This window comes from Thalassobacillus pellis (assembly GCF_016908295.1).
GTDB lineage: Bacteria > Bacillota > Bacilli > Bacillales > Halobacillaceae > Thalassobacillus > Thalassobacillus pellis.
In genome coordinates this window covers 969878-992201 of sequence record NZ_JAFBDO010000001.1, presented here as the reverse complement: position 1 = coordinate 992201, position 22324 = coordinate 969878, and the positions used below count along the sequence as shown (strand labels likewise).

The window sequence follows — 22324 nt, the reverse complement described above, 5'->3', positions numbered from 1 at the left end:
GCTCCCATACAGCGAATAGATTAAAAGTGTCTATTTTTGTAAATGCATAGGAGGAGACGAGGTATGATCACTTTTTCTAAACCGGATGTCGAGTATTTTTTCCAAACGTTCGGCATCCAGACTTTTACTGTAAGTCCTGATGAATCTCAACTTGTATTCAGTACGAATATGAATGGAAGCTATAACCTGTGGGGAATGGACCTCCCCAATAACTTTCCGTACCCTTTAACCTTTCATAATCAAAGCTGCTACGAACTTGCTTATGATCCAAAAGGAAAATTCATTCTTGCTGTCATCGATCAGGACGGAGATGAAAACGGGCAGATCTATGCACTACCGCCGCAGGGTGGAGACTTGAAGCCGATTCGAATGGCAGACGGAAAGCGCCATATGCTGCCGCTGCTATCTGAAGACGGGAAAAATGTGTATTACACTTCCACAAAAGACGATGCAACCTACATGAAGAGTTATCGTTACGACTTGATATCAGGTGAGGAAGAAGTGGTTATTCATGGAAAGGATGCAGCGACTTACCTTATGGATAAAAGTCCCGAGGAAGCCAGTTTTATATATGGAAAGCATTTTGCAAATACTTATACACTCGCTTACGTAAGAAGAAGAGACGAGGAAATTTTATTGACTCCAGCTGCCACACCGCAACATACCGTTTCTGCTGCCGTATTTGTATCGGAAAAGGAAATCTATATGATTACAAATTATCAGGAGGATTTTTCTTATTTAGCGCACTTTGACCTCGAGAAAAAGGAATTTCATAAAGTCGCTGAGCGGGAGAAAGAAGACTTCTCCGATCTTAAGTTCGATGAAGTCACGCAAACTCTTTATATTACCAGTGAAAAAGGTGTCCAAGATAAATTGTATAATTACCGACTGTCGGATGGGAAGATGGCGGAAGTTGATATTCCGACAAGTGTCATTGAAAAATTGCATGTGGCAAAATCGGGGAATCTTTACTTGATGGGGCGTACCTCCACCAGGCCATTCAACCTATATAAATACGATAATGAAAAATGGGTTCCGCTCACTAACTATGGAGTTCCAGGTGTGAAAGAAAAAGATCTGAAACAACCGGAAATCCTCACTTATCCATCGTTCGACGGACTCGAGATAGAAGCGTTGTTTTTCAAGGCTGATCCCGATGTGAGTAACGGCCATGTCATTCTTTGGCCGCATGGCGGTCCACAGGCATCTGAGCGTGCATTTTTCCGTTCCCTTTTCCAATTTCTCGTTCACCGCGGCTACAGTATTTTCGCACCTAACTTCCGTGGATCGACAGGCTATGGGTTAAAATACAAGAAAATGGTGGAAGGAGACTGGGGGCACGGTCCAAGGCTCGATAATATCGAAGGACTGGAATGGCTGATTGAACAAGGCTATGCAGACAGAAATAAGATCCTTTTAATGGGAGGAAGCTTCGGAGGCTATATGGCGCTTTTGCTACATGGCCGCCATCCTGAGTACTTCAAGGCAGTTGTTGATATTTTTGGACCCTCCAACCTGTTCAGCTTCATCGATTCGGTACCTGAGCATTGGAAGCCTGTTATGAAGCAGTGGGTTGGCGATCCAGTGGAAGACAAAGAACGATTAGAGGCTGATTCACCCATTAATTATCTCGATACGATGAGCAAACCAATGCTTGTCATCCAGGGAGCTACCGACCCACGGGTGGTAAAAGCGGAATCCGATCAGATCGTGAAAGCCCTGCAAGAAAAAGGGCGTGACATAGAATACATCGTATTAGAGGATGAAGGGCACGGATTTTCTAAAAAAGAAAACGAAGTAAAAGTGTATCGGAAAGTTCTTGAGTTTTTTGACCAATATATTGGATAAACTTGTGAAAAGTCATCTGTCCTGTGTGTTCTTACGGGACAGATGACTTTTTTATGTTTGATGAAAGTTTAACTTTGTAAAAAAATTAAAGTATACGTAAAACTACGGTCCTCGCCATAAGGACTGGCGCACTAAATGATGTCGAAAATAAAATTGCCAAACACCTGGGCCATTATTTTCCTAGCCATCAATTGGCCAGCACCTTCCGGTAATAGTCAGTTTCCAAAATTTTTGCAGAGAAATAAAACTTGCGCTCGACTTCCGCCGCAATCTGTTTCAAATACTCCTCGTCGACTTTTATTCCTTTTGCCGGGGTGAACTCTCTTGTGATCGAGTTGTAGCGTCCTTTTTCAGTGATAAAACTTTTATTCAAAAATGGCACAAGCGGATCTGCATCGGAGAAAATATCTCTTCCCATCAAAAGTCTCGAATCATAACCCAGCCCAAGGAGATTGGACAATGTGGGGATAATGTCCAGGCTGGAAGCGGGCTTGTCGATAGTAACTGGCTTCATTCCTTTTGTATAAAGAATGAATGGGCTCTTATACAGTTCAAAATTCTCTTCCACTGGATGGCCGGCAAGCTCGTCGATGGTTTCTTTGTCGAGGCCATAAGGATAATGGTCTGCACTAAGTGCTATCAGTGTTTGATCAGCGATTCCTTTTTGTTCAAGCTGCTCTAAAAGATGTTCAAGGGCACGGTCTAACTCGACTTGAGTCGCTAGATATGCCTTTGCCTGTTCGGAGTATGGGAGGTCGTCTACATATTTTTTATTTTTGGCTGCCATATTATTGCCTTGAAAATTATATTGCATATGTCCGCTTACCGTCATGTAATAGGCATGGAAAGGCTGGCTATTGATATATTCGGGATTCGTTTTTACCATCATTTCCAAATCAGACGCAGGCCATGTCTTTTTCACATCAAGGCCATTGCCGATTCCCTTGTACGCATAGCCCATATTCGGATGGGAAATATCCCGGCGGTAGTAGGAGTGGGTATGATTATGGTAGGCAACTGTCTTGTAACCAAGCTGTTTAAGCTGGTTCCCCATCGCAAACGGCATGTGATTGTCTCCTGATTTAAAAAAGCTCCACACCCCGCTTTTCGGAAGGAGACTGGTACAGGCGACATATTCACCGTCTGAAGTACTGACTCCCCACGATGGATTATAAAAATTTGGGAAGTTATATCCTTTGTTTACCAGCTTATAAAGTGTCGGTGTTACCTCTTTATGTACGGCATAGGGAGAAAAACTTTCTGCAGTAATGAAAATCAAATTATAGCCTTTATATTTACCTGTATAGTTGTTCTTTTCCGTCGGCTCCACATTTGAGAAATAACGATGCATCTCTTTTAGCGTAGGATTCGTTTCTGTTGAAAGGAGTTTTTCAAAATCAATCGGAAGGATATTATGCTCAGCCATATTTGCCTCTGATTCTGTTGACGCATTTTTATCCAGTGGTGTTGCTTCAAGGGAAGGTTCCCATCCGAATACCAGGCGCTGAAAGTCGATTCGCATAGTTGTCAGCAGGCCAAGCTGTTCCGTAGATTGGATAGGAGCACTATTTTTATAATATAAATCATAGGCAGAATAAGGCTCTTTGCCGCTTGTGGACAGGCTTATTAAGGAGATAGTATGTGTCAGCATCACAGCACAGACCAATGATATTCGGTAGGATCCGGTCACTTTTTTGAAGGAGAAAAGCTTTTTCCCATAGAAAGCGAAAAGTAATGTGGGTAGCATTAACAAGGTAAGCCACGGCAGGTGTTTGATGGAAAGGGCCATGATATCTCGCCAGAACTCCAATATTTGTGAGGCATTTCCTGCCGAGTACAGGGTGTAATAAGTTTTGAAAAATTTAAAATAGATCAACTGGGAGGAAAAAATAAATGAGGTTAATCCCAGTAATATCAGGCTTAACAAATGATTGTATTTTTCCTGGAATAAGCTGCTGATAAAATAAAATAAAATGGCGATTGACAGGGAAAAGGTGAGCGAGATTAAGATATTACCAAAGGAAAATCTCCCTCCTGAAGCAAGTCTCAGAATCATTTCCATGGAGAATATTGCAAGTGAAAGATAGATGATGATATAAGCCTTGCCAGAGATTATATTCACAGTAAAGCTCCCCTTTCGCTCATGGTGCGGTCAAGCATGTCGTTGTCCTATTGTATGCAGCAGACAGTTCATCTATTATTGAATAAAGCATCCTGGGGAAGCTGCTTTTTCGCAATAAATCGGGTCGGTTTGCTATAATTACCATACCTTATCAGAAGGTAAGGCAGGAATTGTCGTATGAAGATTCGGAATGCGCGGAATAGATCCGGAATCGGCGAAGTAATCTTCGAAATCAACGAAAGAAATTCCATACGCTCCGTTCGGAATAGAATGTTTTATTTATGTATTGGTTAACTGCTGCCTTTAAGGGAGGAATATCACAAATGAAAATAGAAGTGTGGTCAGATATTGTCTGTCCGTTTTGCTATATTGGGAAAAGGCGGCTGGAGAGCGCCCTGGAGAAGTTTGAACATCGTGAGGAAATAAAACTTTCATTCAAAAGCTTTCAGCTCGACCCTTCGTTCAAAAGAGATGGAAATACTAGCATTCATGAAAAATTAGCTGCAAAATACAATGTCTCCGTAGACCAGGCTAAATCGATGCATGACCAAATGACAGAGCAGGCGCATGCGGCAGGGCTTGAATATAATTTTGATGATGTGATTCCGACTAACACAGAAGATGCTCATCGTTTAAGTCATTATGCGAAAAGCCAGGGTAAAATGGAAGTTTTCATGGAACAGGCGATGAAGGCTTATTTCACCGATGGACGTGACATCGGGGACCATGATGAACTGGTAAAGCTTTCAGAAGAAGTTGGTTTAGACAAAAGGAAAGCAAGGCAGGTGCTTGAAGAAGGAACCTATCGCGAAGCAGTGGTTTTGGACCAGCAGGAGGGGACGAAAATTGGGGTCCAAGGCGTACCATTTTTTGTTTTTAATAATAAGTATGCGGTTTCCGGTGCCCAGTCTCCCGATACTTTCCTGGAAGTTTTAGAAAAGGTTTGGAAAGAAGAAAATGAACAGCCTGCTATTCAAAAATTACATGACGATTCGACAGGTGAATCGTGTACGGATGACAGCTGTTAATGAAAAAGCCAGGAACACTAGAGGAAGTGTTCCTGGCTTGTTTTCTACATTATTTAGTTTGTTTTAAAGCGGCAATCAAAGCAACTGTGATTATCGTGAACGCTATTAATGACAGAAAAGGGATGGTGATGAAACCCAGCCAGTTGATGTATTCTGCGCTGCACGGTACTCCCTTGGCACATGGTTTTATCTGTGCAAATCCAGGCACCTTCTGCTCCAGGTAGTGGAATATGGAAATCGAACCGCCGATGACAGATAATGGCAGAACATATTTGATGATATTCCGTTCATTATAATAGGTCGCAATTCCAAGTATGATGCTTAGGGGATACATGAATATTCTCTGATACCAGCACAGTTCACAAGGGATGTACTCTTTTATTTCACTGAAATACAGACTCCCGAGAGCAGCTATTAAAGCTGCCAGCCAGGCAACATACAACAGGTAGCTTGGCTTTTTAGTCGGCTCACTCATTGTTTCCCTCTAACTCCTCTTCTATGATGGATGTGATTTTCTCATAATCGAACGGATTTTCTACAAGTTGTCCATTAATCATTACGCTTGGAGTCAGCCGGATGCCATATTCCTCAACCATTTGGGAATCCTTTTGCACTTCTTGTGCGATTGCTTCGGATTCCATGTCCTCTCTCATTTGTTCCAGATCGATGTCTGGAACTGTTTCCCCTGCGATTTTCAACAGTTTTTCAGTTGTAACCCACTCTTCCTCATGACTTTCAGGCTGCGCTTCATATACAGCTTTACTGAATTCAAAGAAATGATCCGGGGCTTGTTTATAGACGGCTTCACTCGCTTTTGCTGCAAGCTCTGAAGCTTCTCCATGGAAAAGTACATTGATATAGGACAGGCTTGCCTTGCCTGAATCAACGTAATCCGCTTTCAACTGCGGGTACACCTGCTCACTCCATGCCTTACAGGAAGGGCATTTGTAGTCGCCGAATTCGACTATCTGAACTGGTGCATTCTTTTCACCGAGAGTTGGCTGACCTTCGATGGATGGTGGCTCAGCAGGTGTTGAGGTGTCATTTTCTGCAGTCTCTTCCTTGGTCATGTTGTCGACAATTACGAATGCAGCGATGATCGCGATGACCGCTACGGTTAATATTACGATGAATTTCATAGATCCTTTATTGTTCTGCGCCATACTTTCACTCCCAAATTATATGTAGTAATCTTTCACTGTTTTGCGAAGGTTTTCATCAACATGGTACCATAAAGATAATAGCTTATAACGATATAAATAGTAATATTTTTTCACATATTTATCTTAATACTTTGTATTAGGAAAGAAAAGTAATAGCTTTCCCGGTTATATAGTTGGAAATGTTGTCAGAGGGTGTTTTGTTGGACGAGCTAATCGTGTTTTTCATCATTATTTTAATAGCATCCATTTTACAAACAGCGACAGGCTTTGGCTTTTCTATTATGGCTACGCCTTTTTTGCTGCTTCTTTTCCAGCCAAGAGAAGCGATTCAAATAAATCTGATCCTATCGTTATTTATTTCCTGCATCTTGGTTGTAAAGCTATGGAAAGATGTGGACATAGAAGTTTTCAAAAGGATCTTGGCAGGGAGTGTCATCGGTTTACCGGTAGGAATTATAGTTTTTATGGCCGCCAATATTAATCTGTTAAAAATGTCCATCAGTTTTACTATTCTATCATTGACAATCCTGCTGCTATTTCGATTTCGGATTCGCCCATCTCAGCGAAGGGATACTATTGCTGGTGGGCTCTCAGGAGTACTGACAACCAGTCTGGGCATGCCAGGTCCACCATTATTGCTTTATTTTTCTGGAACAGAAACGAACAAGGCGACACTAAGGGCAACGACACTTGCCTTTTACCTATTCATTTACTTTGTCAGCCTGCTCATCCAGGCTTCCGTAGCAGGCACTACTGCTGTCACCTGGCTTTATAGTCTTTATGCGCTGCCGTTCGTTAGTATCGGACTGGTTTTCGGACAAGTTATATTTTCAAAGATAAATCAACGACTGTTCCAAGGCTTAGTCTTTGTTTTGTTATTATTTACAGGAATATATTTACTATTGAACAGCTTTTAAAAACATTAATTGCTCACCTATTTCAAGATCATGGACATCTGCAATTGGTAAACTATTTGAACGTTTTATGGTTTATTTCCTTATTTTCCGGTAAGTTTATTTTATAGGAGTGGAGAATAATTAGATACTTTGATATGATGTAGAAGAATATATTTATATCAACTATTACTACTAGGGGGGCCCCGGAATGCGTGGGCTGAGAGGAAGGCGCCAGAAGCCGTCCGACCCTTAAGGACCTGATCTGGTTAATACCAGCGTAGGGAAGTAGTCGAAACATTTGTCTATTTCTTAAACGATACCAGACCAGGTCCCAGCGCGGATCTGGTTTTTTGTTTGGCCGGATTGAGTCTTTTTCTTACACCCCGCGAGAAACATAATTTGGATATTTTAGCATTATCTGGTTCTCGCGGGGTGGTAGATGTTGTCAGCGTGGGGTTCCCCTGGTGATGGAAGGAGGGAGTGGATGAATAGGACGCGGTTGATGACCACTATGGCTGTATTCGTAGCTATTGGAACGCTTGGTGCCCAGCTTCTTTGGTTCCCCGCGGGTGTGGCGAAAGCTTATCCAGTCCAGCATGCGGTGAACGTCATGGCGGCAGTCACGCTTGGCCCGGTACCTGCCGTCATCATTGCTTTCATGATTGGGCTGTTGCGTAATATGCTCGGTCTTGGAACGTTACTCGCATTTCCTGGTGGCATGATCGGTGCCGGGCTAGCCGGGCTTCTGTACCAACGCTTTAAGCAAAAGGGCTGGGCAGCAGCGGGGGAGGTCATTGGAACAGGTGTGATCGGGGCATTATGCTCTGTACCATTTGCAAACATTCTGATGGGAAGTTCGGTAGGAGCTCTGTTCTTTTTGCCATCTTTCTTTGTCAGCAGCTTCACAGGAGCAGTCATTGGCTGGTTCGTGGTAACACGGGTCAAACTGGAACAGCTGCAAAAAGTCCGCAGCTATTAAAACCACATAAGGAAAACTACTAGGGGCGCTGATGAGCTGAGATAAGGATTAAATCCTTGGTCCCTTGGAACCTGATCTGGATAATGCCAGCGCAGGGAAGTAGTCGAGGAAAGAACCTTGCATTCTACCTTCTTTCTATCTACTGAATTCCCCTAGTAGCTTCCTTACCATTTAAAAGGAGGCAATACCATGACATTCACTGAAATCCTTCGTGACGAAAATAAGGAGACCTTCAAAAAAATATTTGAACATCCGTTTGTTGATGGAATCGGCAGGGGAGAAGTTCCCGCTGAAGCCATCTCCAATTATATTAAAGCTGATTATGAATACCTTAACGCTTTCATGAAAATCTATGGCATTGCTGTTTCCAAGTCCACAGAACGAAGTGATATCCAATTCTTCAATGAGCAAATTAATTTCATTTTAAATAGTGAGATTCACCCGCACCATAACTTTTGTGAACAAATCGGCGTCGGTTATGATGAACTGCAAGGGTACCCTCTACCGCCGACAGCAGATCATTATGTCAAGCACATGATGCATCACGCTCAAACTGGAGGGCTGGGTGAAATATTGGCTGCGTTATTGCCGTGTCCCTGGACATACCTTGAAATAGGGAAAGAACTCACTGCCAAATATAAGCCCGAACAAGACCATGCCTTCTACCCTTGGATCAGTTTTTACGCGGATGATGAAGTGGGAGAGACAACAAGAAAAATGCGCAAAAGACTCGATGAATTAGCAGCTGATGCTTCCCAGGCTGAAAAAAACCGCATGAAAGAAGCTTTCCGGAAGAGCTGCCAGCTGGAACTTAATTTTTGGGAAATGGCATATACCTGTGAAGAATGGCCTGTTAAAGAAGGGGTGGGTGTACAATGAAGTTTATACCATGTGCCTTGACTATCGCGGGAACCGATCCGAGCGGTGGCGCAGGTATTCAGGCAGATTTGAAAACGTTTCAGGAGTTGAAGAGCTATGGTATGTCGGTGATTACATCGGTTGTCGCTCAAAACACCACAGGAGTGCAGGATGTGCATCATCTTCCGCCACATATGATCAGGCGGCAGCTGGAATCCATTCACAGTGATATGCCTGTACATGGACTTAAAACAGGTATGATTGCTGACGTGGAGATGATGAAGGTCGCCCGGGAAATGATCCCCGCATTTCATGCACCTTATGTGATGGATCCTGTGATGGTCGCAACGAGCGGTGATCCGCTGATCGATGAGGACGCCAGGGAATATTTACGGGAAAATTTATTGCCTCTTACTTCCGTGGTGACACCGAATATCCCTGAAGCAGAGTTTATTCTCAATGAAAAGATTGCTTCTACAGAAGATATGAAACTAGCTGCCGAGCTGATAGTGAAACGACTGGGTACAGGTGCTGCTCTTGTCAAAGGAGGGCATCTGGAAGGAGAGGCTGTCGATTTCTTATATGATGGAAGTGAAATGCATACCTTTACAGCTGAAAGGATTGCAACTACTAATACGCACGGGACAGGATGTACCTACTCGGCGGCCATAACTGCTTATTTAAGCCAAGGACTGCCATTAGTAAAAGCAGTTCAACAATCCAAAGAATTTGTAACAGCTGCCATTAAACATGCCTTTCCTCTAGGGAGCGGCAGCGGCCCAACGAATCACTGGGCAAAACGGGAGCAGGAGGAGATAAAAAATGGCCGTAATTGATGAAGTAAGAAATAAACAGCCGCTCATCCATCATTTGACCAACCAGGTTGTTATGAATTTTACCGCCAACGGTTTGTTGGCCTTCGGTGGAGCTCCAGTAATGGCAAAAGAAACGGAGGAAGCTGCTGATATGGCAGCGATTGCTGATGGATTGTTAATCAATATCGGCACGATCACAAAAGGTGAACTGCCAGCCATGATTGCTGCAGGAAAAGCAGCTAATGAAAAGGGAATCCCAGTCGTCCTCGATCCTGTCGGTGCAGCAGCAACCCCGTTTCGGACAGATGCGCTGAAACAAATATTGAAGCAGGTCAGACCGACGGCTATTAAAGGAAATGTAGGAGAAATTGCCCATCTTGTCGACATTCCCTGGGAAACCCGTGGGGTCGATTCTCTGGGAGAAGGGGATGTAGAAACGATCGCCCGAAAAGCTGCAGATCAATATGGAACAATGGCAATCGTTACTGGAAAGGTAGATGTCATCTGTGACGGGGAGAAAGTATTGAAAAATGAAACCGGTCATCCCTTTCTTACAAAAATCACCGGGGCAGGCTGCCTGCTTGGTTCTGTAATCACTGCCTGCCTGGCGGTAGAAGGTGACAAAATAGAACAGGCATTAGAAGCAGTGGCCTTTTACGGACAAGCTGCTGTATACGCGGCTGAAACGGAACTCGTAAAGGGTCCCGGAACATTTCTGCCGCGATTTATCGATGCACTTACCATGGATATGGAAACCCTCGAAAGGAGGTAAGCAAGAATGGAACTTGCGGCCAGGCTGCGGAAGTACTTCATCATGGGCAGCCAGAATTGTGATCGGAACCCTGTTGAGCTTCTACAGGAAGCAATCGAAGGCGGAATCACTGCCTTCCAGTACAGGGAAAAAGGAAAGGGCTCCCTGCAGGGGAAACAGAAGCTGGAGCTTGGGAGAAAACTGCGAAAGCTTTGTCACGATAAAGATGTGTTATTTTTCGTGAATGACGATGTTCACTTGATTGAGTCTCTTGAAGTGGATGGAGTCCACGTCGGACAGGATGATGAACATGTGGAAAGTTTACGAAGACGTTTTCCTGGCATTATCATTGGCCTTTCTGTGTCTAACGAACAAGAAGTTGAGCGAAGCCCACTTCACCTAGTCGATTATTTAGGAGCAGGGCCGGTTTTTTCTACTTCCACAAAGGAAGATGCCAAAAAAGCGGTCGGTGTCGAATGGATCGCACATCTCCATAGGACACACCCTAATCTTCCAATTGTCGGCATCGGCGGGATTACCACCGATAATGCTTCATCTGTGCTGACAGCCGGTGCTTCGGGTATTTCTGTAATCACAGCTATTACAAAAGCAGAAGACATCCAAAAAGCGGTACGAAGCCTGTAACATATACCCAAGGAGAGCAAAACGACGGTTCTCCTTGGTTTTTTAATACGCTAAAAAAGAATAGTCTTTATTAAATATTAAGAAAAGATTAGCACATTCACAAAAAGACGAGTGGATGTGCGTTTTCTAATACTGCATTGTCTTGAAAATCCTTGCAAAATAGGCCAAGATTGAATAGAAACGTAATCTGCCAAGTTAGTCGACTGCAAATATGTAAGCGCGTACAAGTGCTTTCTCAGGAGGGGAATAAGATGGAGCTTGGTTTAAAACAGCGACAGACAATGAAGATCACCATGACAACAAAGCTGCGTCAGGCCATTTCTCTACTGCAGTATACGACAGTGGAGTTAGCAGAGTATATTCAAGAACAATCTCTGGAAAATCCATTAATTGAATGTGAAATGAACGACTTTTCCCATAAAAACTTTGAATCTAGCACCACATTTGCAGGGAAAGGGAAAACAACCCAGGATAATCTCGCATTCATTTCTTCAGGCGATAAAGGGATTCGGGAAGATTTGATAGATCAAATTGGATGGTTAAAGGACAGCAAAACAGATAAAGAATTGCTCCGTTACCTGGTACTGAATTTGGATGATTATGGTTTTTTACCACTAAGTGTGTCAGAAATAGCTGAACAACTTAACAGAGATGAAATAACTGTAACTAAGGAAATCAGCCAATTGCAACAGTTCGAACCTGCTGGTGCCGGCTCGAGAAACCTGCGGGAATTTTTACTCTGGCAAATTGAGGAGCATCCAGCCCCCCATCCACTTGCAGCTCAGATTGCAGGAGAATACTTGCAGATTTTCGCTGAAAAAAAATGGTCTGTACTCGCAAAAAAACTTCAGGTGACCCTGGAGGATATCCGGGAAGTTTCCAAGTTCATCCAGACCCTTAAACACCGCCCGTTCAGCGAGTCCGAATTAACTCCTCCCAACTATTTAATCCCTGATATTATCGTCAATAAGGATGAGGGGGAATTCATGATCACCTTAAACGATCATTTCCTGCCAAATGTCAGGATAAATGACTATTATCGTGACTTGCTGAAAAAGGAAAGCCCTGCCTCACAATATATTAAGGAGCATTTGAAACAAGCTACATGGCTTCTTAGCAGTATAGAACAACGTCGGGCTACTATTTTGAAAATGACGGAGGTCCTTGTCGATAAACAAGCCCCTTTCCTAAAATACGGACCGGAATCTTTACAGCCATTGACGTTGAAGGAGGTGGCTGACAAGGTCGGGGTACATGAATCAACGGTAAGCCGGGCGCGGACTAATAAGGTGATACAGACACCGTACGGTTGCTATGAGTTAAGTGAATTTTTCTCTTCAAAATTGCAAGCGGATGATGGAACAGAAGCATCCTCTTCCAAAGTGAAGCTGTTAATGGAGCAATTGACTCAATCTGAAAATAAACAAAAGCCGCTTTCCGATCAGAAGATAGCCGATTATTTCAAGAAACAGGAAGGCATTACTATTTCAAGAAGAACAGTAGCTAAATATAGGGAAGAGCTCCACATCCCTTCCTCCGCCAAACGAAAAGAGAGAACATAAGAAGCTCTTACTAAAAGCACCCCGGGAGAACCATATATTGGTTCTCCCGGGGTGCTTCGTATATTACCTTACCAGCGGCAGTTTAATATAGCTGCTTGCTGGGTCTAATGTGATTTCTGTTCCTTTGTCAGGACGGAGGGTATAGTTATAATCTGTTGAAATGATGACGACACCTAATTGATGTCCTGCTTCAAATACGTAATCATCCGGCTGCATATTCCATTGGAAGTTATATTCTTTGAATGCACGCAATGCTTTTGACTTCCAATCGGAGTTGATATTCTGCGGGTCCATCCAACCGCGGGTGACTATCTCCGTTCCTTCCGCACTATGATCGACTAAAAGTGCAGTGAGGTTCGCTGTCTGTCTGTTGAACTCTGCCCGAATGGATACTTCAGGCACTCCGCTCAATCGAAGGTCTTCTGCCAGGGGCTCAGTAAGATAAGCACCGATGTTTTCTGCATTACCAGCCAGATCAGAGACCAGCTCCGTTGCCGTCCGCTCTGGTGCATCGACAATCAAATCCTCTATTTTTTTGTTGTTCGGAACAGGAGAATAGCTAAGAGTCCCAATACTGTCTTCTGCTTTTTCAAAATAAAGTCTGGTGTTCACCGCATTTTGGGCAGGCCATGTTTCCATTGTCTCCCATGATAGATCTTCACGCTGAATATCTACAGTCGGCTCTTCCATTATGTCGTTGTCAATATTGTATAACCAGTGGCCAAACCACTTATTCAATGTTTCCAGCCACTCTTCCTGGCGGATAGAATATGGACTTCTGTGACCGTATTGATGCAGCCACATTTTCCGTGGAACGTCATGTTTTTTCAAAGCATCCCACCACTGGGAAAACTGTTCTGTTTTTACATTCCAATCATTCAACCCATGGACAAGAAGTACACTCGCTTCGATATTTTTAACGTCATCCACATAGTTACGGGCATCCCAGAAAGTGTTATAGTCACCTGTTTCTCTATCTTGCCCTTCCGTTAATTCCTCGATAACCGGAGCACACTCTTCCGGATTGTCTCTTGTCAGGACAGCTTTGGCAAGGACATCTGTATCTTCTCCCTGATATCCGCCAGGGGCGATGACAGCACCATTGGAGCGGTAATAGTCATACCAGTCACTGATAGCTGCAATCGGCACGATGGTTTTTAGTCCTTCAACCCCGGTGGTTGCCACTGCATTTGGAAGTGTGCCATTGTACGAAACACCAGTCATGCCTACATTTCCGGTTGACCAGTCGGCGGCTACTTCTTCTCCTTGGGCATTGTAGCCTTTTGCATTTCCATTTATCCACTCTATTACCGCTTTAGTACCTTCAATCTCCCGGAAATCGCCAGTGGTTGCACATCCTTCTGACTCGCCGGTTCCGATGCTTTCTGCCAAAACTATCGCGTACCCACGCGGGAGAAAGTAATCATCCAGGTATCCGGGCAGTCCCGCATCTGCTCCATTTCCTGTAAGCATCGGCTTACCTGGATGATCGACTACATTTAATTCACGGTCCACATCATAGAATTCCAGTGGAAAATTAAGACCTGCACGATAAGGGCTCATGCTGTAAATGACAGGGACATCAGCGCCAGTTTCTGTCGCCCCAGGACGGATGATTGTAGCATGGACACGATCTTTTTCTCCATCACTGTCACTATCAACCGATGTTTCGATGTAAACCTCTTCCTGTACGGAATTTTCCATTGCATAAATCGGCTGTGTCATGCCATTTTCGACCTCAATTTTCGTGTTGTATGTATCCGTGTTGTCATGGTCGGTGGCTGCACCCACTGTGGCCGGCATCATTAGTCCGGCACAAAGGGTAAGTATTAATCCTGACTTTTTCACACCAAATTCCTCCCTTTAAAACACGTGATAACAAGAGTATAAGTCAAAATATGACTAAATTTATTGAAAAGTCTGAAATTCATACATAAGTCATGTTATTGTAGGAATAATTTCACGGGAAATTTGCCAGGAAGGGGAAAAATCAAGTGGGCTTCATCACTTCTTTCTTAAGGTTGATAAGGTATAATAGAGAAAGAATTGGATATACAAATATTAACTGAGAGGATGAAATGAATGAAGCGGCATGAAGCATTGTATCCTTTATCACATCATCACCACCACGCGCTGGTGACGGCAGTTGAGTTGAAGAAGGCAGGAACGGAAAAAGCGGAAAAGAGCCTTCAGGATTACAGAAGGAGCGTCATCGAATTTTGGGAACAAAATGGGCGCAATCATTTTCGTGATGAGGAAGAAGTTTTACTGCCTTTGTTTGCCCATTATGGTGATGTTGATCAGGAGCCAGTGAAGGAAATGCTCATTCAGCATGCGAAAATTCGGGGAATGGTCGAACAACTTCGTGAGCAGGCTCGCTTATCTGCAGAGCAATTCCGGGAGTTGGGAGAATTGCTTGATGCTCATGTCCGTTTAGAGGAGCGCACGATTTTTCCGATGATTGAAGAGGTTGTTCCGGAAAAACTCCTCTACCAGGCAAATGGCCGGTTCCATCGTGATTCTGTCAGCGGCCGTTAAGATTTCCCGGGAAATAATTGACGAAGTATTTATGAGGAGCTTAAATTGAGCTCCTTTTAAATTTGGTTTAACCTCAGTCAGGAAAGTGGTGTAAAACATTCAATTAAAGGTAACAGGCAATAGGAAGGAAGGTGAGCATATGGATTTTCAGCCATTACCCATGGAATTTTATGAAAAGCCGACACTTGAGCTGGCCGAGGCATTATTAGGTAAACTGCTTATAAAAGAAACAGATGATGGTACTGCTGCAGGATATATCGTCGAAACGGAAGCATATATCGGGCCAGGAGACCGGGCTGCTCATAGTTATGGTAACAGAAAGACAAAGCGTACAGAAGTCATGTTCGGCCAGGCGGGCTATGTCTATACTTATGTCATGCATACCCATTGTCTGGTAAATGTTGTGAGCGGGGGCGTGCTGGAGCCGGAAGCAATTCTCATACGGGCAGTAGAGCCACACATTGGAATAGAATTGATGTATAAGAGACGCGGGGAAAACAAAAAAGAACTGGATCTGACAAATGGTCCAGGTAAATTAACAAAAGCGCTGGGTATTATAAAACCTGACTATGGGCGTCCTTTCTGGGAGCCGCCTCTTTATATCGCGGATGGCAAAAAGCCGGACTCAGTCACTGCTGGTCCTCGCGTGGGTATCGATAATAGCGGGGAAGCCAGGGATTATCCGTGGCGCTTCTGGGTTACAGGAAATCGTTTTGTCTCGAAATCACGAAGATAACATGCGGGATAGCACCATAAACTCGATAGAACAGCATAAATATCGCTCTGGAAGCTCTTTTCCTGTATAATTATAGGAACTTTCAGATTTATCGGGGGACAACAGATGAAACGGGTATTTTCTTACGCTTATACATATAAAACATCGATGTGGATCGGATTGTTTTTAATGATTGTCGAACTAATTGTGGAACTTGTCCAGCCGCTTTTTATGGCGAAAATCATTGATGATGGAATCATGCAGGAGGATTTCAGAACTGTTGCCGTTTGGGGCGGGGTATTGCTGGGTATTTCTTTTATTGCCTTTGCAGCAGGAGTGATCAATTCGTATTTTTCCGCCAATGTCAGTCAGGGTGCCGGTTATGACATGCGTAGCGATCTATTCCGAAAAGTTCAATACTTTACGAACAATAATTTTTTATCCTTTTCAACACCCTCGTTAATAACAAGAATGACGAACGACGTCACCCAGATCCAAAACCTGATTTTCATGAGCATGCGAATTGCTCTAAGGGCGCCATTGTTCATCATTGGCGGTCTTGTCATGGCGTTTACAGTACATAAACAGTTAGCGATGATTCTGCTCGTTTCTGTTCCTGTCATCCTCCTCTTTTTATTCTGGATACTTACGAAAGGAGTCAAGCTGTTCCGGCGCGTACAAACCAAGCTTGACCGGGCGAATACCGTCATTCGTGAGAACTTATCAGGTATCCGTCTGATCAAAGGTTTCAATCGTGGGAAGTATGAAGAAGGCCGATTTCGTAACGTCAATAATTCGTTGATGGATGTAAATAAACGAGCTTTATGGCTGATGGAATTGGCAATGCCTGTAGTGATGCTCGGCATGAACATCATCATCTTAATCATCCTATGGTTCGGAGCGATGGAACTGGATACGGGAGGGGCGAAAGCGGGGGAAGTAGTCGCTATCATTAATTACGCAACAAAGATGATGTTTACCTTTTCTGTATTCACTTTTCTGATTATGACGTTTTCACGTGGAAAAGCTTCCGCCACCAGGATTGGTGAAGTATTGGATGCTCCGGCACAGGAGTTTTTAGAAAAGAAAGGTGAAGTGCTGGCGATCAAAGGCGCGCTTACATTTGAAGGAGTGGGCTTTATTTACCCGGGTGTGAAGGAAGCAGACTTACATGATGTGACGTTCCAGGCAGAAGCAGGAGATGTTATCGGAATATTGGGAGAAACGGGCTCTGGGAAAAGCACTTTGCTTCACCTTATTCCCCGGCTTCATGTGCGTTCATCTGGAAAGATTTACATTGATGGGAAGCCGATAGAGGCATATGACCCAGTTTCCCTTCGAAAGCAGATCAGCCTCATTCCTCAGGAAAACCACTTGTTTTCAGGCAGTGTGGGGGAAAATATTCGCTGGGGGAAGGAAGACGCCACTATGGAAGCCGTGGAGGAAGCTGCCCGGCAGGCTCAAATTCACGATTTTATCATGTCTCTCCCAGATGGGTATGATACAAAACTTGGCCAAAAAGGGGTAAGTTTTTCTGGAGGACAAAAGCAGCGGCTGGCGATAGCCCGGGCGCTAATCCGTAATCCTAAGATACTAATCTTAGATGACAGTACGAGTGCCCTTGATGCCCATACCGAAGATAAACTGATGCAGACGCTTAAACAGCAGGATTGTACAATCATACTTGTCGCCCAAAAGATCAGTTCCTTGAAAGAGTCTGATCAGATTTTGCTGATGCACGAGGGGACAGTTATTGCGAGAGGGACCCATCAGCATCTATTAAACCATAATGATTATTACCAGAAGGTCTACCAATCTCAACAGCGAGAGGAGGCGATTTGATGTCAGACAAATCTGCCAAGGTAAGCGGACGCCACTCTCCTCCAAGACATCATGGCATTGGAACAAGACCTCCTAAGGTTGAAAATTTTAAAGATACGTTAAAACGGATCTGGGGGTATATGGCCAAGCAGAGAAGGCTTTTCTTTTTCGTCATCGGTATCATTATGGTCAGCTCGCTTCTTTCTCTGCTCGGTCCTTACCTTCTTGGAGTCGCCGTGGATAAGGTTATAGCCGACCCTAAGACCAGCACTTTGCTCCGTATGATTGCTATCCTGTCAGGAGTTTATGTCTGCCACTCTTTAAGCCTGTGGCTGCAAAATTATTGGATGATCGGAATTGCTCAAAATACGGTTTTTGACATGCGAAACCACCTATTCTCCCATCTGCAGCGCTTACCGGTTTTATTTTTTCAGGAACGGCAATTCGGGGAGCTGATGAGCAGGCTGACCAATGATATGGAGAATGTCAGCAGGACGCTCAATACCTCTGTCGTACAGTTTACCACCAGCATTGTAACGATTACAGGAACCATCATCATGATGGTCTGGCTCAGCCCGCTGCTTACCCTCCTCACATTGACCATTGTGCCTGTCATGTACTTTGGTATGAAGTGGATCACAAAACGGACAGGGAAATATTTCAAAGACCAGCAAAAAGACCTCGGTGAAATGAATGGCTATATCGAGGAGATGTTTTCCGGACATTTGGTCGTCAAAATGTTTTCAAGGGAAAACAAAGTAATCCAGGAATTTGAGGAAAAAAATAATTCCCTGAAGCACTCCAGTTACTGGGCCCAGACTTATTCCGGGTTTATACCGAAACTTATGAACATGCTGAACAATGTGAGCTTCGCCATTATAGTTGGTGCTGGAGGTCTGCTTGCATTGAATGGTGCCATTTCTATCGGGGTGATCGTTACTTTTACGACGTATTCACGGCAGTTCACCAGGCCATTGAATGATCTTGCCAACCAGTTCAATATGATTCTATCAGCGGTTGCCGGAGCAGAGCGGGTTTTCCAAATCATTGATGAAGCAGAAGAAAACGCAGATGAAAAGGAAGCTGATTCCATAAAGCAGATAAACGGGAATATCACCTTTGATTCGGTTTATTTCTCTTACAAGGATGAAGAGTCAACATTAAAGAATATCAGCTTTCATGCCAAACAAGGAGATACTGTGGCACTGGTAGGCCCAACAGGTGCCGGGAAAACGACGATTATCTCCCTGTTGTCTCGGTTTTATGAAACAAACCGTGGAAAAATTATGATAGACGGTAAAGATATCAAAACGATTACAAGGGACAGCTTACGCAGCCAGATGGGGGTGGTCCTTCAGGATGCCACGTTGTTTCATACTACCATCCGTGAAAATTTGCGCTATGGTCGTCTGGAGGCGACTGATGAGGAAGTTGAGGAGGCAGCAAAAGCTGCCAATGCTCATGGATTTATCATAAAGCTCCCGATGGGTTATGATACGGTATTGGATTCTGATGGAAAAGGGATCAGCCATGGGCAGAGACAGCTGATATCCATTGCAAGGGCCATGCTTGCAGAACCATCCCTGCTTATACTTGATGAAGCAACGAGCAGCATTGATACAGTTACCGAAATGAAAATCACAGATGCCTTGAAAACTTTGATGGAGGGAAGGACCAGTTTCGTGATCGCCCACAGACTCAACACGATAAGGTCAGCAGATCAGATTCTGGTATTGAACCACGGGGAAATCATTGAACAAGGGAACCACGATTCACTACTCGAACAAGGCGGCTTCTATGCTGATCTTGTGCGGACCCAGCAGAACGAAACGCTTGATACGGGGTAAATACAAGGGAGGACCCAAAAGTCTTGAAAACAGGCTTCTGTGTCCTCCTTTTTCTATTATTATCCTCATTCAATAAGATGTTTTTCATCGTCATAGGACTCTTTTTTTGTCAAATTCACGCCTTTAAAATTCTTTTTGTAGAGGCGTAATAGGAAGATTCATGCCATCTATTAAGGGTATGTGACTAGTTTTGTTGGAAATATTTACAATATTCAAATATAAATCTAGTATTTATCTAGTAACGCTGATTTTACATATCACTCTTTTGAGGGAGGAAACGGTTTTGAGAAAGAGAAAAGTCACGTCCACGGTATTAGCTGTGGTTATTGGAGTGAGCACCTTCCTGTTTGGTGCATCTTCTCCTGTTCAGCAGGCTGATGCCAACATGACAGAATCAAATTTGCAGACTACCTATCAAGGAACACCGATCGATCTGGGCATCGCAAACGATGAAAGATTGATAGAAATGCTGAAAAAAGATGGGAAAATTGCAAAGGATGCAACTATTGGGGAAGCGGAAAAAGCTCTAAGGGATTACCTGAAAAAACGTGGGAATACAACGAAAGATAAAACTTTAACAAAGAGTGATAAAGAAAAAGCCGCTAAACTCAAACAACAGCTGAAAGAAAATGGAGTCACCAGCGGGTCAGGTAATAAACTTGGACAGGCGAAGAAAAACGAGGTCGATTCCTTACAAGAAGAAAACTGGAATGGGGAAGTCAGAACAGATAAAGTATTGGCTATATTAATAGAATTCCCTCATTTCCCGGCAACTAATATAAAACCTTCCGATACCGATATGTATTATAAAGAATATCAGAAAGAACATTATGAACAAATGTTGTTCGGAGACAATGGATATACGGGTCCCAATGGGGAAGATCTGCTATCCGTTAAACAATTTTATGAGCAGCAGTCAGGAGGAAGCTATTCTATAGAAGGTGAGGTTGCCGGCTGGTATGAGGCTTCAAAGCCTGCGGCGGCATATGGGGCTAACAACAGCAGCGATAATGATACGGATGCCAGAGGACTGGTATTAGAAGCACTTGAGGAGGTTGCTGCAGATCAAGATGTAAATCTTGCAGAATATGATCAGGAAGACCGTTATGATCTTGACGGGGATGGCAATAAGCGGGAACCCGATGGTATGATTGATCATCTGATGATCGTTCATTCCTCTGTCGGGGAAGAAGCGGGAGGGGGAGCTCTTGGTGCAGATGCGATCTGGTCCCACCGCTGGAGTTTAGCAGAAATCACAACTCTTCCTGATACCAGTGCAGAGGTAGATTACTGGGGCGGCAAATTGGCTGCATTTGATTACACCATTGAACCTGCTGACGGAGCAGCTGGTGTGTTCGCTCACGAATATGGCCATGACCTTGGCCTTCCTGATGAGTATGATACGATTTATTCGGGCAGCGGTGAAGCTGTTGCCTACTGGTCTATCATGGCAAGCGGAAGCTGGGCAGGAAAAGTGCCAGGTACAGAACCGACTGGCTTTAGTGCCTGGTCAAAAGAGTTCTTACAATCTTCTATGCCAGAAAGTAACTGGCTGAGCGGGTCGACTGTGCATGCCAATGATATTACCAGTAAAGGAACCAGTGTGTTGCTTGACGAAGCATCTTCCAAAGGGACAAACAATGATGCCGTACGTGTGAATTTGCCTGATAAAGTTACCGTGACAAACACTCCTGCTGATGGTGAATTTGAGTACTATGGCGGCAATGGAGATGAAATTGACCACTCGATGAAGTCTACGGTGATAGATTTAAGAAATAAAACTTCAGCAACTTTAGAGTATGATATATGGTATAACATTGAAGAAAATTGGGATTATGGAATGGTACAAATATCAGAGGATGGAGGCTCCACATGGGAGTCGCTTGATACTCCGTACACAAGCGAGGGTATTGTAGAAGAGGGTTATCCTGATATAATAGAGAACCTCCCTGGATATACCGGCACAAGTAATGGATGGATACATGAAGTTATTGACCTTAGCTCATATGCTGGAGAGAAAATCCATATCCAATTTCGGTACATGACTGATTGGGCGACATCTTTGGACGGGATGTATGTAGACAACATAAAGGTGACCTCCGACGGAACGGAAGTCCTGACTGATGGTGCGGAAAGTCAATCTGGTGCATTTACTTTGGATGGATTTGCCGTTGATACAGGTTCAAGCACTTTCGAACATTATTACCTGCTGGAATGGCGTTCACACAATGGAGTCGACGAAGGACTCGCTCATATCCGACGCGGTTCAAGCCTTATGTCTTATGACGCTGGCCTGTTAGTCTGGTATGTAGACGAAAGCTATGACAACAACTGGACGGGAGTACATCCAGGAGACGGCTTCCTGGGTGTGGTGGATGCAGAACAGCATACAAACTACTGGAGTGATGGTTTAGCCGGTTCCACTCGCTACCAGGTCCATGATGCAGCCTTCTCATTGAATAAGTCGGAGAAAATGTATCTTGATTACTCTGACCTGATAGGAATTACGATGAAGGATAACCATACAAAGCGGACACCGCTTTTTGATGATAGATTTGATTACAGTAATAAAGACATGACAGATGCCGGACGCAATGTACCGGGTTATGGGTTGAAATTCAGGGTTGTCGGTCAAAGTGATGACGGAACAGCAGGCAAAGTGCTGATATATAAATGATAAAAAAGCCACCCGATTAAGGGTGGCTTTTAGGTTTTCAAAAAAACTCTTCATAGTTT

18 protein-coding genes and 2 riboswitches are annotated in these 22324 nt (G+C 43.9%); of the genes, 14 read left to right on the top strand and 4 right to left on the bottom strand.

What is annotated here, in order from left to right; translation table 11 throughout:
• Nucleotides 1–63: 63 nt before the first annotated feature.
• A complete protein-coding gene (locus JOC33_RS04640) occupies nucleotides 64–1848 on the top strand; it encodes a S9 family peptidase (RefSeq protein WP_205091266.1) in 1785 nt (594 codons plus the stop codon).
• A 187-nt stretch (nucleotides 1849–2035) separates the two neighbouring features.
• Here the strand turns inward: JOC33_RS04640 and JOC33_RS20645 are convergent, their stop codons facing one another.
• Nucleotides 2036–3970, bottom strand: a complete 1935-nt coding sequence (locus tag JOC33_RS20645) for a sulfatase-like hydrolase/transferase (protein WP_205091264.1) — start codon at nucleotides 3968–3970, stop codon at nucleotides 2036–2038.
• Nucleotides 3971–4293: 323 nt separating this feature from the next.
• Here JOC33_RS20645 and JOC33_RS04630 point away from each other — a divergent pair, with 323 nt between their 5' ends.
• Nucleotides 4294–4998 (top strand): DsbA family oxidoreductase, encoded by a 705-nt coding sequence (locus JOC33_RS04630; RefSeq protein ID WP_205091262.1) that lies wholly within the window; start codon nucleotides 4294–4296, stop codon nucleotides 4996–4998.
• 49 nt (nucleotides 4999–5047) lie between these two features.
• Here JOC33_RS04630 and JOC33_RS04625 read toward each other — a convergent pair whose 3' ends face one another.
• The gene (locus JOC33_RS04625) at nucleotides 5048–5473 is read right to left on the bottom strand and encodes a disulfide oxidoreductase (RefSeq protein ID WP_205091260.1); all 426 of its coding nucleotides are present in this window, start codon (nucleotides 5471–5473) and stop codon (nucleotides 5048–5050) included.
• Nucleotides 5466–6161, bottom strand: a complete 696-nt coding sequence (locus tag JOC33_RS04620) for a DsbA family protein (RefSeq protein WP_205091259.1) — start codon at nucleotides 6159–6161, stop codon at nucleotides 5466–5468. Before JOC33_RS04620 ends, JOC33_RS04625 begins: the two co-directional genes overlap by 8 nt.
• Before the next feature lie 200 nt (nucleotides 6162–6361).
• On the opposite strand from JOC33_RS04620, the gene JOC33_RS04615 reads away from it, so the two are divergent.
• The 7 genes from JOC33_RS04615 to rpoN all read left to right on the top strand — a co-directional run bounded on the left by JOC33_RS04615 (nucleotide 6362) and on the right by rpoN (nucleotide 12667).
• On the top strand, nucleotides 6362–7078 hold the full coding sequence (locus tag JOC33_RS04615) for a sulfite exporter TauE/SafE family protein (RefSeq protein WP_239533969.1): 717 nt from the start codon (nucleotides 6362–6364) through the stop codon (nucleotides 7076–7078).
• A 163-nt stretch (nucleotides 7079–7241) separates the two neighbouring features.
• A riboswitch (TPP riboswitch) is annotated at nucleotides 7242–7358 on the top strand.
• A 183-nt stretch (nucleotides 7359–7541) separates the two neighbouring features.
• Complete coding sequence (gene thiW / locus JOC33_RS04610) at nucleotides 7542–8036, top strand: energy coupling factor transporter S component ThiW (protein ID WP_205091258.1); 495 nt, start codon at nucleotides 7542–7544, stop codon at nucleotides 8034–8036.
• An 11-nt stretch (nucleotides 8037–8047) separates the two neighbouring features.
• Nucleotides 8048–8151, top strand: a riboswitch (TPP riboswitch).
• A 74-nt stretch (nucleotides 8152–8225) separates the two neighbouring features.
• Nucleotides 8226–8915: a thiaminase II gene (tenA, locus tag JOC33_RS04605; RefSeq protein WP_205091257.1), complete on the top strand. Its 690-nt coding sequence runs from the start codon at nucleotides 8226–8228 to the stop codon at nucleotides 8913–8915.
• Nucleotides 8912–9730: a bifunctional hydroxymethylpyrimidine kinase/phosphomethylpyrimidine kinase gene (gene thiD, locus JOC33_RS04600; protein ID WP_205091256.1), complete on the top strand. Its 819-nt coding sequence runs from the start codon at nucleotides 8912–8914 to the stop codon at nucleotides 9728–9730. The genes tenA and thiD overlap by 4 nt, the downstream gene beginning before the upstream one ends.
• A complete protein-coding gene (thiM, locus tag JOC33_RS04595; RefSeq protein WP_205091255.1) occupies nucleotides 9717–10481 on the top strand; it encodes a hydroxyethylthiazole kinase in 765 nt (254 codons plus the stop codon). Before thiD ends, thiM begins: the two co-directional genes overlap by 14 nt.
• 6 nt (nucleotides 10482–10487) lie before the next feature.
• Nucleotides 10488–11105 carry a thiamine phosphate synthase gene (thiE, locus tag JOC33_RS04590; protein ID WP_205091254.1) on the top strand — a complete coding sequence of 206 codons (618 nt, stop codon included), beginning with the start codon at nucleotides 10488–10490 and terminating at the stop codon, nucleotides 11103–11105.
• Between the two features lie 251 nt (nucleotides 11106–11356).
• Nucleotides 11357–12667 (top strand): RNA polymerase factor sigma-54, encoded by a 1311-nt coding sequence (gene rpoN, locus JOC33_RS04585; RefSeq protein WP_205091252.1) that lies wholly within the window; start codon nucleotides 11357–11359, stop codon nucleotides 12665–12667.
• 63 nt (nucleotides 12668–12730) lie between these two features.
• Here rpoN and JOC33_RS04580 read toward each other — a convergent pair whose 3' ends face one another.
• Nucleotides 12731–14515 (bottom strand): Xaa-Pro dipeptidyl-peptidase, encoded by a 1785-nt coding sequence (locus tag JOC33_RS04580; RefSeq protein ID WP_205091251.1) that lies wholly within the window; start codon nucleotides 14513–14515, stop codon nucleotides 12731–12733.
• 234 nt (nucleotides 14516–14749) lie between these two features.
• Between JOC33_RS04580 and JOC33_RS04575 the strand changes: the two genes are divergently transcribed.
• The 5 genes from JOC33_RS04575 (at nucleotide 14750) to JOC33_RS04555 (ending at nucleotide 22265) form a co-directional block, all read left to right on the top strand.
• A complete protein-coding gene (locus JOC33_RS04575) occupies nucleotides 14750–15205 on the top strand; it encodes a hemerythrin domain-containing protein (RefSeq protein ID WP_205091250.1) in 456 nt (151 codons plus the stop codon).
• Nucleotides 15206–15344: 139 nt separating this feature from the next.
• Nucleotides 15345–15941, top strand: a complete 597-nt coding sequence (locus JOC33_RS04570) for a DNA-3-methyladenine glycosylase (RefSeq protein ID WP_205091249.1) — start codon at nucleotides 15345–15347, stop codon at nucleotides 15939–15941.
• 105 nt (nucleotides 15942–16046) lie between these two features.
• Nucleotides 16047–17762 (top strand): ABC transporter ATP-binding protein, encoded by a 1716-nt coding sequence (locus JOC33_RS04565; protein ID WP_205091248.1) that lies wholly within the window; start codon nucleotides 16047–16049, stop codon nucleotides 17760–17762.
• Nucleotides 17762–19588 carry an ABC transporter ATP-binding protein gene (locus JOC33_RS04560; protein ID WP_205091247.1) on the top strand — a complete coding sequence of 609 codons (1827 nt, stop codon included), beginning with the start codon at nucleotides 17762–17764 and terminating at the stop codon, nucleotides 19586–19588. Before JOC33_RS04565 ends, JOC33_RS04560 begins: the two co-directional genes overlap by 1 nt.
• Nucleotides 19589–19871: 283 nt before the next feature.
• Nucleotides 19872–22265 carry an immune inhibitor A domain-containing protein gene (locus JOC33_RS04555; RefSeq protein WP_205091246.1) on the top strand — a complete coding sequence of 798 codons (2394 nt, stop codon included), beginning with the start codon at nucleotides 19872–19874 and terminating at the stop codon, nucleotides 22263–22265.
• Nucleotides 22266–22324: the final 59 nt, after the last annotated feature.

Excerpts from the sequence above, each read along its gene's own strand:
- JOC33_RS04640 (WP_205091266.1), top strand. The coding sequence starts at position 64 with ATGATCACTTTTTCTAAACCGGATGTCGAGTATTTTTTCCAAACGTTC.
- JOC33_RS04630 (WP_205091262.1), top strand. The coding sequence starts at position 4,294 with ATGAAAATAGAAGTGTGGTCAGATATTGTCTGTCCGTTTTGCTATATT.
- JOC33_RS04625 (WP_205091260.1), bottom strand. The coding sequence starts at position 5,473 with ATGAGTGAGCCGACTAAAAAGCCAAGCTACCTGTTGTATGTTGCCTGG.
- JOC33_RS04620 (WP_205091259.1), bottom strand. The coding sequence starts at position 6,161 with ATGGCGCAGAACAATAAAGGATCTATGAAATTCATCGTAATATTAACC.
- thiW (WP_205091258.1), top strand. The coding sequence starts at position 7,542 with ATGAATAGGACGCGGTTGATGACCACTATGGCTGTATTCGTAGCTATT.
- tenA (WP_205091257.1), top strand. The coding sequence starts at position 8,226 with ATGACATTCACTGAAATCCTTCGTGACGAAAATAAGGAGACCTTCAAA.
- thiD (WP_205091256.1), top strand. The coding sequence starts at position 8,912 with ATGAAGTTTATACCATGTGCCTTGACTATCGCGGGAACCGATCCGAGC.
- thiM (WP_205091255.1), top strand. The coding sequence starts at position 9,717 with ATGGCCGTAATTGATGAAGTAAGAAATAAACAGCCGCTCATCCATCAT.
- thiE (WP_205091254.1), top strand. The coding sequence starts at position 10,488 with ATGGAACTTGCGGCCAGGCTGCGGAAGTACTTCATCATGGGCAGCCAG.
- rpoN (WP_205091252.1), top strand. The coding sequence starts at position 11,357 with ATGGAGCTTGGTTTAAAACAGCGACAGACAATGAAGATCACCATGACA.
- JOC33_RS04575 (WP_205091250.1), top strand. The coding sequence starts at position 14,750 with ATGAAGCGGCATGAAGCATTGTATCCTTTATCACATCATCACCACCAC.
- JOC33_RS04570 (WP_205091249.1), top strand. The coding sequence starts at position 15,345 with ATGGATTTTCAGCCATTACCCATGGAATTTTATGAAAAGCCGACACTT.
- JOC33_RS04565 (WP_205091248.1), top strand. The coding sequence starts at position 16,047 with ATGAAACGGGTATTTTCTTACGCTTATACATATAAAACATCGATGTGG.
- JOC33_RS04560 (WP_205091247.1), top strand. The coding sequence starts at position 17,762 with ATGTCAGACAAATCTGCCAAGGTAAGCGGACGCCACTCTCCTCCAAGA.